This window comes from Curtobacterium sp. 8I-2 (assembly GCF_902506155.1).
Taxonomy (GTDB): domain Bacteria; phylum Actinomycetota; class Actinomycetes; order Actinomycetales; family Microbacteriaceae; genus Curtobacterium; species Curtobacterium poinsettiae.
Window position 1 is genome coordinate 649103 of the sequence record NZ_LR732827.1, and the last position, 15262, is coordinate 664364.

At 72.1% G+C, this 15262-nt stretch carries 14 protein-coding genes; 2 read left to right on the forward strand and 12 right to left on the reverse strand.

From position 1 onward, the window contains the following. Nucleotides 1–582: 582 nt before the first annotated feature. The 4 genes from BOSE127_RS06745 to BOSE127_RS06760 all read right to left on the reverse strand — a co-directional run bounded on the left by BOSE127_RS06745 (nucleotide 583) and on the right by BOSE127_RS06760 (nucleotide 5043). Nucleotides 583–1632, reverse strand: coding sequence for a hypothetical protein (locus BOSE127_RS06745; RefSeq protein WP_042538913.1), 1050 nt, complete (start codon nucleotides 1630–1632; stop codon nucleotides 583–585). Further along, nucleotides 1629–2882: a sensor histidine kinase gene (locus BOSE127_RS06750; protein WP_017888758.1), complete on the reverse strand. Its 1254-nt coding sequence runs from the start codon at nucleotides 2880–2882 to the stop codon at nucleotides 1629–1631. Before BOSE127_RS06750 ends, BOSE127_RS06745 begins: the two co-directional genes overlap by 4 nt. Nucleotides 2883–2887: 5 nt before the next feature. After that, a complete protein-coding gene (locus BOSE127_RS06755; RefSeq protein WP_017888757.1) occupies nucleotides 2888–3607 on the reverse strand; it encodes a response regulator transcription factor in 720 nt (239 codons plus the stop codon). Between the two features lie 176 nt (nucleotides 3608–3783). Further along, a complete protein-coding gene (locus BOSE127_RS06760; RefSeq protein ID WP_159556676.1) occupies nucleotides 3784–5043 on the reverse strand; it encodes a class I SAM-dependent RNA methyltransferase in 1260 nt (419 codons plus the stop codon). Between the two features lie 14 nt (nucleotides 5044–5057). Between BOSE127_RS06760 and BOSE127_RS06765 the strand changes: the two genes are divergently transcribed. Both BOSE127_RS06765 and BOSE127_RS06770 read left to right on the forward strand, forming a co-directional pair. After that, nucleotides 5058–5852 carry a Maf family protein gene (locus BOSE127_RS06765; protein WP_042538823.1) on the forward strand — a complete coding sequence of 265 codons (795 nt, stop codon included), beginning with the start codon at nucleotides 5058–5060 and terminating at the stop codon, nucleotides 5850–5852. 79 nt (nucleotides 5853–5931) lie between these two features. After that, nucleotides 5932–7719 (forward strand): acetyl/propionyl/methylcrotonyl-CoA carboxylase subunit alpha, encoded by a 1788-nt coding sequence (locus tag BOSE127_RS06770; RefSeq protein ID WP_056070830.1) that lies wholly within the window; start codon nucleotides 5932–5934, stop codon nucleotides 7717–7719. A 79-nt stretch (nucleotides 7720–7798) separates the two neighbouring features. On the opposite strand, the gene BOSE127_RS06775 is transcribed toward BOSE127_RS06770, so the two are convergent. The 8 genes from BOSE127_RS06775 to BOSE127_RS06810 all read right to left on the reverse strand — a co-directional run bounded on the left by BOSE127_RS06775 (nucleotide 7799) and on the right by BOSE127_RS06810 (nucleotide 15169). Beyond that, complete coding sequence (locus BOSE127_RS06775; protein WP_017888753.1) at nucleotides 7799–8752, reverse strand: hypothetical protein; 954 nt, start codon at nucleotides 8750–8752, stop codon at nucleotides 7799–7801. A gap of 131 nt (nucleotides 8753–8883) precedes the next feature. Next, on the reverse strand, nucleotides 8884–10560 hold the full coding sequence (locus BOSE127_RS06780) for a phospho-sugar mutase (RefSeq protein ID WP_071252214.1): 1677 nt from the start codon (nucleotides 10558–10560) through the stop codon (nucleotides 8884–8886). Then, a complete protein-coding gene (locus tag BOSE127_RS06785; RefSeq protein ID WP_056070821.1) occupies nucleotides 10557–11399 on the reverse strand; it encodes a purine-nucleoside phosphorylase in 843 nt (280 codons plus the stop codon). The genes BOSE127_RS06780 and BOSE127_RS06785 overlap by 4 nt, the downstream gene beginning before the upstream one ends. Before the next feature lie 29 nt (nucleotides 11400–11428). Further along, nucleotides 11429–11707: a PTS sugar transporter subunit IIB gene (locus BOSE127_RS06790; RefSeq protein ID WP_017888750.1), complete on the reverse strand. Its 279-nt coding sequence runs from the start codon at nucleotides 11705–11707 to the stop codon at nucleotides 11429–11431. Further along, on the reverse strand, nucleotides 11704–12150 hold the full coding sequence (locus BOSE127_RS06795; RefSeq protein ID WP_056070818.1) for a PTS sugar transporter subunit IIA: 447 nt from the start codon (nucleotides 12148–12150) through the stop codon (nucleotides 11704–11706). The genes BOSE127_RS06790 and BOSE127_RS06795 overlap by 4 nt, the downstream gene beginning before the upstream one ends. 3 nt (nucleotides 12151–12153) lie before the next feature. After that, nucleotides 12154–13266 (reverse strand): adenosine deaminase, encoded by a 1113-nt coding sequence (locus BOSE127_RS06800; RefSeq protein WP_042538833.1) that lies wholly within the window; start codon nucleotides 13264–13266, stop codon nucleotides 12154–12156. Nucleotides 13267–13386: 120 nt separating this feature from the next. Further along, the gene (locus BOSE127_RS06805) at nucleotides 13387–14685 is read right to left on the reverse strand and encodes a thymidine phosphorylase (RefSeq protein ID WP_042538834.1); all 1299 of its coding nucleotides are present in this window, start codon (nucleotides 14683–14685) and stop codon (nucleotides 13387–13389) included. A 1-nt stretch (nucleotide 14686) separates the two neighbouring features. Next, nucleotides 14687–15169 (reverse strand): cytidine deaminase, encoded by a 483-nt coding sequence (locus BOSE127_RS06810; protein WP_017888746.1) that lies wholly within the window; start codon nucleotides 15167–15169, stop codon nucleotides 14687–14689. Nucleotides 15170–15262: the final 93 nt, after the last annotated feature.

Genomic DNA, 15262 nt, shown 5'->3' on the forward strand with positions numbered 1-15262 from the left:
GGCCGATCATGACGGTCACGGCGCGCACTTCCCGGTCGGTATCCCCTCGCTCGGGGGACACGATCTGCGGATGCGGACCGGAAATGCCGAAATTGTCCCCCATAATGACGACTGACATGCAGCTGGTGCGTGGGCATAGTAGTTGGTGTTCGGTGTCCTTCAACGAAAGACATCGCTGGTCGGTGGCCGACTAGGGTACGAAGCCACCGCCCGCTGCGGGGCAGGGCGACATTCGGGTTGTCGCTCAGCCTCGGGTCGCGAACGGGCCGGTCGGTATCCGACCGGCCCGTTCCCCGTTTCCGGGGGCGTCCGGCGCGGGCCGACGGGCGTCGGTGCGGCTCGCGGGGCCGATGCAGAACGACAGCGCCGCCGTCGTACGACAGCGACGTGGTCGCTTCCACGCACGCGCCAGCCCGGCGCACCCACGTGACGGCCGGGAGGCTCGTGCCGGGGCCGCCGCGCGCCTCCCGGCTGTCCCACATCGCGCCCACCGCAGTGCGCGTCCGCACCACGTTCGCGACGGTCCACGCGTCGATCACGTGGTGCATCGTCGCGACACGCGCGCGGCCGCGTGGCCGCGCGCTACGCCGGCTCGTGCCGCGGGATCTCGAGCCAGAGCGCGACGGAGTCGTCCTCGTCACCGTCGTCGTCGTCCAGCCCCGCTCCGAGCGCGGCGGACTCGCTCGCCGCCACGTCGAGGCGGAGCCCGACGACGGTCACCGCGGAGTCGGAGCCCTCGCTGACGGTCCGGACGATGACGTTGTCGGCGTCGCGGGCCTGCCGCAGCGCCTCGGCGACGCGGGCGTGGATGCGACGGATGTCCGGGGCGTCCAGGTCGTCGAGCCCGCCGTCGTCGTGCAGCTGGACGGTCGCTCCACGGCGACGCAGGCGCATCACCTCGTCGCGGACGTCGTCCGACAGCAGGGACCGGCCGCGGATCTCGTCACGGATGGCCTGCTCGAGGTGCAGGCACTCGGCACGGTCGGCATCGTCCAGGTCCCCGCAGGAGTCGATGATGCGCTGGAGCATCGGCAGGGCCATCCGGGTGGTCTGGCTCAGCCGGAACTGCCGCTCGAACACGTGGGCGTCCTGCGCAGCCTGCCAGTCGGCGGTCTCCTGCTCGGCGAGGACGAGCTCACGGGTGTTGCGGATGGCGCGGCTCATCGCGGCCGCGAAGACGGTGGCGATCGCGACCCAGGCGACGCTGCCGACCACGCCCAGGCCTCCGAGCGAGCCGAGGCCGGCCCAGGCGACGGTGTACACGGTCAGGAACAGCACGCCGGCCCACGCGAACGGACCCCGGCCGCGCACGACGAGCACGACCATGAGCGTGCCGATCGCCGCGATCCACCAGGTGGCGGAGCCGGGTCCGCGACCCTCGACGACGACCGGGGCGGCGATCACCGGCATCACGATCGCGGTGGCGAGGGAGAAGCAGGCCGTCCAGACCGGCAGGATCTTGCCGGGGACGAACAGTGCGAGGCCGGTGGCCGCGGCGTAGAGCGCCATGCAGGCGATGATCGGGGCGACCTGGTCGACCCGCGGGAGCGTGGCCGCGGCGAGGACCAGGTGGTAGACGGAGAACAGCGACGCGAGTCCGAGGGCGATGCTCGCCGGCAGGGAGACCTTCATGCGGTCGTCCTCGCAGCCGGCGACCACGTGAGCACGATGCGGGTGCCCTCGCCCGGCGCGGTGTGCACCTCGGCGTGCCCGTCGACGGTCGCGATCCGCTCGACGATGGAGCGGCGGACCCCCAGGCGTTCAGCGGGGATGGCCGCGACGTCGAACCCGCGGCCGTCGTCGCCGACCTCGACGCGCACGCCCTGCCCCTGCTGCTCGATGCTGACCCAGCGGGAGACGTCGCAGTCGCCGGCGTGCTGCACGCTGTTCACCGCGGCCTGCAGCGCCGCCGAGGCCAGCGCGTCCGCGACCGACGCGGGCAGGCGGACCGACCCGGTCGTCGTCGGGACGAGGCGGACAGGCGCGGGGAGGGCGCCGATCCCCTCGCGGATGCGCGCCCGGAGTTCCCCGAGCGCGACCGGTTCGACGTCACCCGGGCCGTCGGTGGCCGCGGCCTCGAGGTGGTCGATCGCGTTCCGGGCCATCCTCGCCGCGAGGGTCTTGGCCTCGAGCGTGTCGGCACGTGCAGCGGAGAGCAGCGTCGTCAGGACGCTGTCGTGCACGATCGCGTCCACCTGGACCCGTTCGACCTCCGTCGCGTGCTCCCGGATGGCGAGCGAGTACCGCCGCACGGCCGTGGACTGCGCCGTGTCGACCGCCGTGGCCGCGCGGCGCAGCACCACCGCGATGACGAGCACCGCGCCGCTGAGGAGCGCCGTGTAGACCCCGTCGAGCAGCACCGCGAGGACGCCGACGTCGCCGCCGAGCGGGCTGAGCCGGACGACGACGTACACCGCCGGCACGAGCGCGGTGTAGACCGTCGCACGCCACGTGGCGAAGCCCATCGCTGCCGCCGTGCAGCCGACCGTGCAGAACCACCACGGCCACGGCTGCTGCGACGACGGGATGGGCTCCTGCACGGTCGCCGTCCACGTCACGAGCGCGACGAGGAACAGCAGCGCGCAGATGATCTGCGCCATCTGGGCGACCCGCTGCACGAAGGCCGCTACGCCGATGAGCACGAACGACGCCGCGAGCGCGAGCATCAGCGTCGGCCCCCAGAACGGGTCGAGGTACGGCAGCTGCTGCACGACCGCCGGCGCGTCGACGATGCCGAGCCCGATCGCGGCCATCGCCAGGAGGATCGCGAACGCCCGCTCCACCGATGCCTGCGTGATCGAGGCGCGGACGCTGCGCGCCGGATCGGCACCGAACGGTGCCGGTTCGACGGCCGTCCGCCCCGGCTCAGCCGCGGTGACCATCCGTGTCAGCGACCGTCGCCGTCGGGGTCGATGCCCGAGTCGAGCCCCGGGAGGATCCCGTCCTCGACGGCCCGACGCAGCAGGTCGACCTTCGTCGGGGCCGGACGGCCGACCTCGACGTACTTCACCCGGATCCGGTCGAGGTACTCACGCGCCGTCGAGTAGCCGATGCCGAGCTGCTGGGCGGCGAGCTTGAGCGGGAGCCCCGAGGCGTAGAGGTGCAGGATCTCGCGCTCGCGGCGGCCGAGCTGCGCCTTCGCGAAGTCACGGTCGGCGTCGATGGCGCTCGCCCACTCGAGGTTGTTGAGCACGTCGCCCCGAGCGACGGTGGCGACCGCGGCCATCACCGTCTTGGTGGCGGAGGACTTCGGGATGACGCCGGCAGCCCCTGCTGCGAGCGCCTCACGCACGTTGGCGACCCGGTCCGCGATGGAGTGCACGAGCACCGCCGATCCCGTCCCCTGCACGCCCTTGACGTTCTCGGTGACGGTCGAGCCGTCACCGAGGGACAGGTCGAGGACGACGACGTCGACCTCTCGCCCGTCGAGGTTCTGGACGTACTCGGGGACGCTGGCGGCGGTGAGCACCACCTCGAACCCCTCGTTCTGGCACGCCGCCTGGATCCCGAGTCGGACGGACTCGTGGTCGTCGACGATCGCGACCCGGACCGGCCTGGTGGCCGCCCCTGACGTCTCGGTGCTGGTGGTTGTCGTTCCTGCTGCCACTGTGGCCTCTCGTTCCGATGCGCGACGCCGGCCCCTGAAACCGGAGTGCCATCAACGACCCAGGATACCCAGCCCGGACTCAGGTGCGGGGCTTCTCGGCCGCGCCACGCTGGTCGGTCCGCCTATTGGTGGACACCCCGACACGCAAGGCACGGCGGTCGAACGAGCCCCGGCCCTCAGCGCGTGGGGACCAGGCGCGCGACGGCTTCCAGGTGGTGGGTGTGCGGGAACAGGTCGAAGGCCCGCAGGGCCTCGAGCCGGTACCCCAGGTCGGCGAACGTCGCGACGTCGCGTGCCAGTGCCACCGGGTCGCACGCCACGTAGACGACCTGCTCCGGCTGGAGCGCGGCGATCTGCACGACCACGTCCCGCCCGGCGCCGGAGCGCGGCGGGTCGAGCACGACCGTGCCGGCGCGGAAGCGGTCCTTCTCGGCGCGCGAGGCGTTGGCCACGGTGTTCGTCAGCCAGCGGTCGACCCGGCCGGTCTCGGCACGTGCGCCGAGCCACTCGGACAGGTTCTCCTGCGCGTGCTCGGTGGCACGGGCGGCGCTCTCGACGCTCGTGATGCGCGCCTTCGGGCCGACCAGGTCGCCGAGTGCGGCGGCGAGCAGACCGACACCGCCGTACAGGTCGAGGTGGGTGCCCTCGGGGTCGAGGCGGTCGCGGTCGACCAGGTCCTGCACGGCCTCGGTCAGCACGGAAGCGGCGGCACGGTGCACCTGCCAGAACCCGTTGTCGTCGACCTGGAAGGTGCGCTCCCCCACGACCTCGGTCACCACGGTGGGCTTCTGGTCGTCGATGACGAGCCGTGCCCCCTCGGAACCGCTCGGCGCGAGGACGTCGATGACCGACGAGCCCGGCAGCGCACCACGGCCGAGCGGGGCGCTCTGCTGCACGACGGCGGTCGCGAGCGGCAGGCTGGCGACGGGGATCACGGAGTGGGAGCGGACAGCGAAGGGGCCGGCGGTGCCCTGCTCGTCGACGTGCAGTCGGACACGGGTGCGCCAGCCGAGGCCGTTCGCCGCGTCGTCGCCGGGCGCGGCCTCGACGACGACGTCGTGGCCGAGCACCTCGGCGAGGTCCATCCGCGCGAAGCGTGCGAACGAGTCGACGAGGACGTCGTGCTTCAGCGTGCGCTGGTGTGCGAGGGCGATGTGGCCGAACTCGGCACCGCCCGGGCGCGTCTCGGGGTCGCGATCGAGGGCTGCCTCGGGCCACACGTGGTCGACGCGGTGCTCGCTCGGCGTCAGGACACGGACCGTGTCGGCGCGCCAGAACGACTTCTTGCGGTCCTCGGTCACCCGGGCGACGACGCGCTCCCCGGGGATCGCGTCCGAGACGAAGACCACCCGTCCTTCGTGCCGTGCCACCGAGATGCCGCCGTGGGCGATCCCGGTGACGTCGAGTTCGAGCAGCGTGCCGACGGATTCACCCATGGTGAGATGGTCCCATGCGTCTGTACCTCGCGAGTACATCCCCCGCCCGCCGAGCACTCCTCGCCCAGTCCGGGATCGAACCCGTCCTCGTGTCCCCCGGGGTCGACGAGGACGCCGTCGGCGCCGCCGCCGCGGCATCGCTCGGCCGCGACCTGACCGGTCCGGAACTCGTCTCGCTCCTCGCCGTCGCGAAGGCGTCGGCCGTCGCGGACGCCACGGTGGCCGGGTCGCCGGTCGACGGGGTCGTGTTCGGCGGCGACTCCGCCTTCGAGGTCGACGGGCAGCTGTACGGCAAGCCGCACGACCCGGAGGTCGCGCGCGAGCGCTGGCGGCAGATGCTGGCCGCCGGCGGCGGCACGCTGTGGAGCGGGCACTGCGTGATCGACCGGCGACGGGACGACCGGCGCCCGGACCTGGAGCCGACCACGGGACGGCCTGGAGGCACGGGACCGGCACGCACCGTGCCTCCCGTCCGGTCCCTGGTCACGTCCGCCGCCGGCGTCCCCGAGCTCGGCGACGTCGCCCCCGGCGGGTCGGCGCTGGCCGCCGACGGCGACCGCGTGGTCGCCGTCGACAGCGCGGTGCTGACCTTCGCCGACGACGTGTCCCCCGACGAGATCGACGCGTACGTCGCGACCGGCGAGCCGCTCGAGGTCGCCGGCGCGTTTACCATCGACGGCCGGGCCGCCGCGTACATCACGCGGATCGAGGGGGCACCGTCCGCGGTGATCGGGATGTCCCTGCCGATGCTGCGCTCGATGCTCCTGCGTGGCTTCGGCATCGACTGGCACGATCTGTGGGCACTGTAGACATCCGCACCTGATCCGGGTGCTTCTTTGTGGGCGTCAGTCAAAACGCACGCACGCCGCACGAATACGCTGCTGTGTCATGCCCCGTATCAGCAAGGTCCTCATCGCGAACCGCGGCGAGATCGCCGTCCGCATCATCCGCGCGGCCCGCGACGCGGGCAAGGCGTCGGTCGCGGTCTACGCCGACCAGGACCGCGATGCCCAGCACGCCCGCCTCGCCGACGAGGCCTACGCGCTGAACGGCACCACGAGCGCCGACACCTACCTGGTCATCGACAAGATCATCTCGGTCGCCCGCCGCTCCGGTGCGGACGCCGTGCACCCGGGCTACGGGTTCCTTGCCGAGAACGCCGACTTCGCCCGCGCCGTCATCGACGCCGGGCTCGTCTGGATCGGACCGTCGCCGGACTCGATCGAGCGCCTCGGTGACAAGGTCTCCGCACGCCACGTCGCCGAGAAGGTCGGCGCGCCGCTCGCTCCCGGCACCATCGAGCCCGTCAAGGATGCCTCCGAGGTCATCGCGTTCGCCGACGAGGTCGGCCTGCCGGTCGCCATCAAGGCGGCGTTCGGTGGCGGTGGCCGCGGGCTGAAGGTCGCACGGACCCGCGACGAGGTCGCCTCGCAGTTCGAGTCCGCCACGCGCGAGGCGATCGCCGCGTTCGGTCGCGGCGAGTGCTTCGTCGAGAAGTACCTGGACAAGCCGCGTCACGTCGAGACCCAGTGCCTGGCGGACGAGCACGGCAACGTCGTCGTGGTCTCCACCCGCGACTGCTCGCTGCAGCGTCGCCACCAGAAGCTCGTCGAGGAAGCCCCGGCACCGTACCTGACGCCCGAGCAGCAGACGGCGCTGTACGAGTCGTCGAAGGCGATCCTGCGCGAGGTCGGCTACGTCGGCGCCGGCACCTGCGAGTTCCTCATCGGCGCCGACGGCACCGTGTCGTTCCTCGAGGTGAACACCCGCCTGCAGGTCGAGCACTGCGTGTCCGAAGAGGTCACCGGCATCGACCTGGTGCGCGAGCAGTTCCGCATCGCCGAGGGCGGCGTGCTCGACTACTCGGACCCGGAACCGCGTGGACACTCGTTCGAGTTCCGCATCAACGGCGAGGACCCGGGCCGCAACTTCTTCCCCGCGCCCGGCCCCGTACACGCGTTCAACGCACCGTCCGGCCCCGGCGTCCGCGTCGACTCGGGTGTCGTCGCGGGTGACGTCGTGTCCGGCTCGTTCGACTCGATGCTCGCGAAGCTGATCGTCACCGGTGCCACCCGTGCCGAGGCGCTCGAGCGTTCCCGGCGCGCACTGGCCGAGTTCGAGGTCACCGGCCTGCCGACCGTGCTCCCCTTCCACCGTGCCGTGGTGTCCGACCCGGCGTTCGCGACCGACGACTCCTCGCCGTTCTCGGTGTACACGCAGTGGATCGAGACCGACTTCGTCAACGAGATCCCGGCGTGGAGCGGCTCCCCCGAGGAACTGCCGGCCCCGGCTGCGCGCGACAGCGTCGTCGTCGAGGTGCAGGGCAAGCGCATCGAGGTCACCATGCCGTCGATCGTCGGTGGCGGTGCTGCCGGTGCCGGTGTCGCCGGTCGTCGTCCCGCCGGGCCAACCGCTCCCCCGAAGCGCCGCTCGTCGGCCGTCCGTGGCGGTCTGGCGAAGTCCGGGTCGTCCGTGGCGTCGCCCATGCAGGCCACCGTGGTGAAGCTCGCGGTCGCCGAGGGTGACACCGTGGTGAAGGGCGACCTGCTCGTCGTGCTCGAGGCCATGAAGATGGAGCAGCCCGTGCAGGCCCACAAGGACGGCGTCGTCACCGGGCTGAACGCCCCGGTCGGCCAGACGGTCTCGTCCGGTCACGTGCTGCTCGAGCTCGCGTAGCGCGCGGGTTCCCTCTCGTCCGCTCGAGCCGCGCCCCGCTGCGGTCATCGCGCCCCGACTCTTCGGGGCGCGATGACCATCAGAGGGCGCGGCTCGCAGCATGACGCCAGGCGGCACCCCAGTCCGGACCGAGCGGCACCCCAGCGTCGTGCAGGATCCGTGGGAGCTGCCCCGCGGGCATCGCGTCCGACCACATCACCCGTGCGAAGCCGTTGACCCCACGGCGGCGGCGGAGACGGTCCTCACGGCGCTTCTCGTCGACCAGGGCGTCTGCCGCTGTCCGCCCTCGCCGCGGGTCGTCGAACTTCACCCGACCGTCGAACTCGACGATCACCCCGGCTTCCGCGAACCACAGGTCCACCCGGTCGCGGAGCATGCCGTCGTGCCGGAACTCCTGCTGCAGCACCGGGTCCGGAGCGCCGAGCACGTGCGCACCCCATCGTGTGATGCTCTCCCCCGGTGACTCGGCGAGCGGGTCCGCGTGCTCGACCAGTTCCCGCGCGCGTCGATGCCCCCGAGCACGGCGATTCCCCAGTGCTTCGAGGATCGTCGCCCGCTCGACGCCGCGCCGCAGGACCGCGTCGAGCACGACGATGGCACGCCACGGGTGTTCGCGGAGGGCGACGTCGACCGCCGTCTCGGTCAACGTCGTGACGGGCACGCCGTCGACCTGGACGGAGGACGGTCGCCGACCGGCGCTGCCGACGCGTTGGATGCTCCGCTTGACCTGGCCCCGGTCCCGGGACGGATCGGTCACCGTGACACGCTCGCCGAACACCCCGATCCACGGAAGTCCGAGCATGGCGACCGCCGACCGGTGTGACACCACGACGGAGCCTCTCCCGCCGGCGAGCACACTCCGCACGAGCATGCGGTGTCGTTCGCGTCCCGTCATGGACGCCCACTCACCCGACCCGACGTACGTGCCACGGTGCACCCGGACGAGGGCGCCGGCATCCGCTGCGCGGCGGATCGCCGACGCACGACCTGGGTCCTGCCCGAGGCCGACGGTCGAGATGGGGTCGTGGTCCATGCTCCGATGATCGCGACGCACGGGCCACCGTGGGCGGGGTCCGCGCGATCTGTGGACAGGCAGCGGGGCGCAACACGAACGAGCAGGGCGCGAGCAGGGCGCGACGCGAACGAGCGGAAGCCCACCCCGCCCTAGGACACCAAGGGGCGCACGGCGTCGGCGATGGCGTCGACCAGGCGCTGGGCCTCGGCGGGGGTGTTCGCGACGGTGTCGATGTAGACCTTCACCTTGGGCTCGGTCCCGCTCGGGCGGACGATCACCCGTGCGTCGCCGGCCAGGTCGTAGCGCAGGATGTCCGACGGCGGGAAGCCCTGCACCCCGTCCGAGTAGTCCGTCACCGTGTGCACGTCGAGGCCGCCGAGGGACGCAGGCGGCGTGGACCGGAGCAACGTCATGACCTCGCCGATGCGCGACAGGTCGTCGACCCGGGTCGCGACCTGCCCCGAGGCGAACGCCCCGAACTCGGCGGCGAAGGCGTCGAGCTGCCCGGCGATCGACGATCCGGCCGTGGCGAGGTCCGACGCCAACGACAGCAGCTCCAGCGCCGCCGAGATGCCGTCCTTGTCGCGCACGACCGACGGGTCGACCAGGTAGCCCAGGGCTTCCTCGTAGCCGAACAGCAGCCCGGGCACCCGCGACACCCACTTGAAGCCGGTCAGGGTGTCGCGGTACTCCAGCCCGTGGCGCGCAGCCACCCGGGCCAACGCGGGCGACGAGACGATCGACGCAGCGAGGGTGCCGGTCGCGCCGGACTCGGACGCCCGTGCAGCGGCCCGCCACCCCAGCAACCAGCCGACCTCGTTGCCCGACAGCCGACGGTACGACGGCGCACCGGCGTCCGAGGCGGTCGGGATCGCGAGCGCGAGCCGGTCGGCGTCGGGGTCGTTCGCGATCACCAGGTCGGCACCGACGGCGACACCGCGGGCGATCGCCAGGTCCATCGCGCCCGGTTCCTCGGGGTTCGGGAAGGACACCGTGGGGAACGCACCGTCGGGATCGATCTGCTCCGGGACGACCGCCGGCTCGGCGAACCCCGCCGCGGCGAACACCGCACGCGCGGTCTCCCACCCGACGCCGTGCATGGCCGTGTAGACGACCTTCGGCTGCTCGTCGACCGGGAGCGCCGGAGCTGGCACTATCGCGGCCGTGGCGGCCACGTAGGCATCGACCAGGGCCGACGTCGCCACGGTGTAGTCGGTGCCGCGCGGCAGATCGGCGACCGAACCAGCGGCGACCGCGTCGATGGCGTCCGCGATCTCGCCGTCGACGGGCGGCACGATCTGCGAACCGTCGTCGTCCTGTCCGAGGTAGACCTTGTACCCGTTGTCCCGCGGTGGGTTGTGGCTCGCCGTCACCATGACGCCGGCGCCGACGTCGAGGTGCCGGACGGCGAACGCGAGCACCGGCGTCGGCAGGGCCGAGGGCAGCAGGGTGACCTCGAGTCCGAGACCCCGCATGACCTCGGCGGAGTCGCGCGCGAAGACGTCCGAGTTCACCCGGCCGTCGTAGCCGATGACGACACTCGGCGAACGCCCGGTCTCGATCAGGAACCGTGCGAGCCCCGCCGCCGCCTGGGTCACGACGACACGGTTCATCCGCAGCGGGCCCCAGCCGAGCTCGGCGCGGAGTCCGGCGGTGCCGAACTGCAGTCGCCCGTCGAACCGCTCGGCGAGCGCCCGGACCGCAGGACCGTCACCGTCGGCGGCCTCGTCGATCGCCGCGGCCAGCTCGTCGCGGGTCTCCGGGTCGGGGTCCTGCGCCAGCCACGCCCGCGCGGTGCCGAGCACCCGGTCGAGGTCGAGCTTCACGACGCCGGCTGCCCGAGTGCGGTGACGACGCGTGCGAGCAGGTCCGCGATCACCGGCTCCGCCTGCTTGCCCGCCTCGAGCACCTCGGTGTGCGACAGCGGCGTCTTCTGGATGCCGGCGGCGAGGTTCGTGATGAGCGAGAACCCGAGGACCTCCATGCCGGCCTGGCGGGCAGCGATGGCCTCGAGCGCGGTCGACATGCCGACGATGTGCCCGCCGATGGCCTTCGCCATCTGGACCTCGGCCGGGGTCTCGTAGTGCGGGCCGCGGAACTGCGTGTACACGCCCTCGTCGAGCGACGGGTCGACCGTCCGGGCCATCTCACGCAGGCGCGCCGAGTACAGGTCGGTCAGGTCGATGAACGTCGCGCCCTCGAGTGGGCTGTCGGCGGTCAGGTTGATGTGGTCGCTGATGAGCACCGGGGTGCCGGGCGTCCAGTGTTCCTTGATGCCACCGGCACCGTTGGTCAGCACCATGATCGAGGCACCCGTCGCCGCGGCGGTGCGGACGCTGTGCACGACCCGGCGGACGCCGTGACCCTCGTAGTAGTGCGTGCGGGCGCCGATGACGAGCGCGTGGCGGCCGTCGGCGAGGCGGATCGACCGGATCGTGCCGGAGTGTCCGGGGACGGCCGAGGCGCTGAAGCCGGGGACCTGGTCGGCCGGGATCTCGGACACGGTCTCACCGATGATGTCGGCGGCCTTGCCCCAACCCGAACCGAGGGTCAGTGCGATGTCGTGCCGCTCGATGCCTGACTGTTCGGCGATGACGGCGGCGGCGTCCCGCGCGACCTCGAACGGGTCGGCAGCGGGGTCGTTCAGCGGGTTCTCGGTGCTCATGCCCCAACTCTAAAGGGCGCACTACGCGCTCAGTGCTCGCCGAGCGCCCGGTCGACCGCCGCCGTGATCTCGCCCTGGTCGAAGTGGTTCTTGATCACGATCACCTCGGCGTAGGTGTCCCCGATCGCCTCGACGAACTCCTGACTCGTCAGGATCACGTTGGCGTCGTCGGAGACGTCCCGCACCGATGCGACGTCCGCAGCGACGACGGACGCCGACAGCCCGAGGGTGTCGAGCGCCTTCTCGGCGTTCACCTTGAGGATGCCGCTCGACCCGATGCCGGCACCGCAGATGGTCACGATCTTCACGCGGAGACCCCCATGATCGCGCGGACCTCGTCCGCCGTGGTCGCCGCCGCGATCCGCCCGGTGACGGTGGCGTCGTTGAACAGGTTCGCGATCTCGCCGATCGACTCCAGGTGGGTGCCGACCTCGGCCACCGCGAGCCCGAGCACGACACGGACGGGGTCGTTGTGCGGGTGGCCGAACGCCACCGGCGATGCGAGCGTCACGACCGCGAGTCCGTCCCGCACCACGGCGCCACCGGGCCGGGCATGCGCGAACGCGAGCCCCGGCGAGATGACGATGTACGGCCCGTGTTCCTCGACCATGCCGATCATGGCGTCGGTGTACTCGTCGGTGGTGGCGCCCGACGCGACGAGCGCACCGCCGACCAGGCGCATCGCGTCACGCCATGCGTGCGCGTCCGCACCGAGGAGGACGGCGGTGTCCGGCAGCGGCGGCAGTCCCATGCGTCAGGCCTCCTGGTACCCGGCCGTGATGGTGGCGATGATCTCCTCGCGGTCCTCGAGCGGCAGGAACGAGCCGAGCGCGGCGTTGATCTGGAACGCCGCCAGGTCGTCGAGGTCGTAGCCGAACGTGCCGGCGAGCAGTGCGAGCTCCTTCGACAGCGAGGTGCCGCTCATCAGGCGGTTGTCGGTGTTCACCGTGACGCGGAAGCCGAGCTGGTAGAGCACGTCGAACGGGTGGTCGGCGAGGTCGTCGCCCCACGCGGCGATCGCTCCGGTCTGCAGGTTGGACGACGGCGAGACCTCGAGCGGGATCTCGCGGTCACGGACCCACGAGGCGACCTCGCCCAGGGAGGCCAGCGTCGAGCCGTCCCCGGCGTCGGACAGGGCGACGTCCTCGAAGATGCGGACGCCGTGTCCGAGGCGGAGCGCCCGGCCGTCGACGAGCGCGGAGCGGATCGAGGCGAGTCCGTCGGCTTCGCCCGCGTGGACGGTGACCGGGAACAGCTCGGAAGCCAGGTGGTCGAAGGCTGCGCGGTGGTTCGAGGCGGGGAACCCGGCCTCGGCACCGGCGATGTCGAAGCCGACGACTCCGGCGTCGCGGTGACGGACGGCGAGTTCAGCGATCTCGAGCGACCGGTCGGCGTGCCGCATCGCGGTGACGAGCTGGCCGACACGGATGCGCCCACCGGCGGCGTCGACGGCTTCCTCGATGCCGGCCTGCACCGCCTCGACCGTCTGGTCGAGCGTCAGCCCGCCCTGCAGGTGCTGCTCCGGCGCCCAGCGGACCTCGCCGTAGACGACGCCGTCGGCGACCAGGTCCTCGACGAACTCGCGGGCGACGCGGGTGAGCTGCGGTGCGGTCTGCATGACGGACGTGGTCACGTCGAACGTCTTCAGGTACTCGACGAGCGAGCCGGAGTTCGACTGGTCGGCGAACCACTGCCCGAGCTCTTCCGGGTCGGTGGTGGGGAGCGTGACACCCGCGGATGCTGCGAGCTCGATGATGGTCGCGGGACGCAGGCCGCCGTCGAGGTGGTCGTGCAGCGAGACCTTCGGCAGGTCGTTGATGACCGCCCCGGCGTCGGGCAGGCGGTAGGTCGGGGCGTCGGCGCTCATTCCCCCAGGCTATCGGTGGTCACCGCCGCCGCGCAGGCACCTGTGCACAACCCACAACGGAAGACACTGGAGGCTCCCCACAGCTGTGCAGGGAGCCTCCGGTCGGCCGGGTGGCCGGGTTCAGGACCCGATGCGCTCGCGCACGATCGGACCACGTGCTGCGGCGGGAGAGTCCGCCGAGCCGATCGCCCACGCCCCCTCGAGCGACTCCAGCGCGCGCGGGATCCGCGACGCGTCATCGGAGTGCAGCGTCCACAGCGGCTGCCCCTCGGTCACGGTGTCCCCCGGCTTGACGTGCAGCTCGATGCCCGCACCGGCCTGCACCGGGTCCTGCGCACGGGCACGACCGGCTCCGAGCCGCCAGGCCGAGACGCCGAACGGCAGCGCGTCCTGCTGCGTGAGGACCCCGGACGTCGGCGCAGTCACGACGTGCTGTTCCCGGGCGACGGGCAGCGCCGCGGACGGGTCCCCGCCCTGCGCCTCGATCATCCGACGCCACGTGTCCATGGCCCTGCCGTCGGCGAGTGCCGCAGCGGGGTCGGCGTCGGGCAGTCCGGCGAGCGTCAGCATCTCGCTCGCGAGTGCCACGGTCAGCTCGACGACGTCGGCCGGTCCGCCACCGGCGAGCACCTCGACCGACTCCCGCACCTCGAGCGCGTTGCCGATCGTCAGCCCGAGCGGGACCTCCATGTCGGTCAGCAGCGCCGAGGTCGCCACCCCGGCGTCGTTGCCGAGGTCGACCATGGTCTGCGCGAGCTCCTTCGACGCCTCGTACGTCGGCATGAACGCGCCGGACCCGAACTTGACGTCGAGCACGAGCGCACCGGTGCCCTCGGCGATCTTCTTCGACATGATGCTCGACGCGATGAGCGGGATGCACTCGACGGTGCCGGTGATGTCGCGGAGCGCGTAGAGCTTCTTGTCCGCGGGGGCCAGCCCGGACCCGGCGGCGCAGATGACCGCGCCGACGTCCTGCAGCACCTGCATCATGCGGTCGTTCGAGATCGACGCCTGCCACCCGGGGATCGACTCGAGCTTGTCGAGCGTGCCGCCCGTGTGCCCGAGTCCGCGGCCCGACAGCTGCGGCACGGCGACGCCGAACGACGCCACCAGGGGTGCCAGCGGCAGGGTGATCTTGTCGCCGACCCCGCCGGTGGAGTGCTTGTCGACCGTCGTCTTGCCGAGCGACGAGAACGACATCCGCTCCCCCGACGCGATCATCGCGAGTGTGAGGTCCTTGATCTCGCGCCGCTCCATGCCGTTCAGGAAGATCGCCATCGCCATCGCGGCCATCTGCGGGTCCTCGACGTAGCCGCGGGTGTACGCGTCGACGAGCCAGTCCACCTCGGCGGTGCTCAGCGCGCCGCCGGAGCGCTTCGTACGGATGAGGTCGACGGTGTCGAACGGCTCGACTGCCATGTCAGTGCTCCTGCTGGTAGGTGGCGAGGGTGCGCGGCCCGAAGGCGTCCGGCAGGACCTCGTCGATGGTGCGGATGCCGGAGAGCGTCTCGAGGAGCATGCCCTCGGTGGAGTGCTCGAACAGCAGCTGGCGGCAGCGCCCGCACGGCATCAGGGTCGCCCCGTCGCCGTCGACGCACGTGAACGCGACGAGCTTGCCGCCGCCGGTCATGTGCAGCTGCGACACGAGCGAGCACTCGGCGCAGAGCGTCACCCCGTAGCTCGCGTTCTCGATGTTGCAGCCGGAGACGATCCGGCCGTCGTCGGTGAGCGCCGCGGCGCCCACCGGGAACGACGAGTACGGCGCGTAGGCGCGCCGCATCGCGGCCGTGGCGGCGTCCCGCAGGGCGCCCCAGTCCACGTCGTCGGCCGGGAGGCCCGTGGCCGCGTCCGTCAGGTCGGTGGCGGTGACCCCCTGGTCACCCGCAGCGTGCGTGTCGGTCATGTGTCGTGCCTCCAGGCCGGTGGGTGGTCCGCAACACACCGGTGTTCGTCGATCGAACACCCGCGAACCGCGGTGCGGAGGGCGAACACCGGT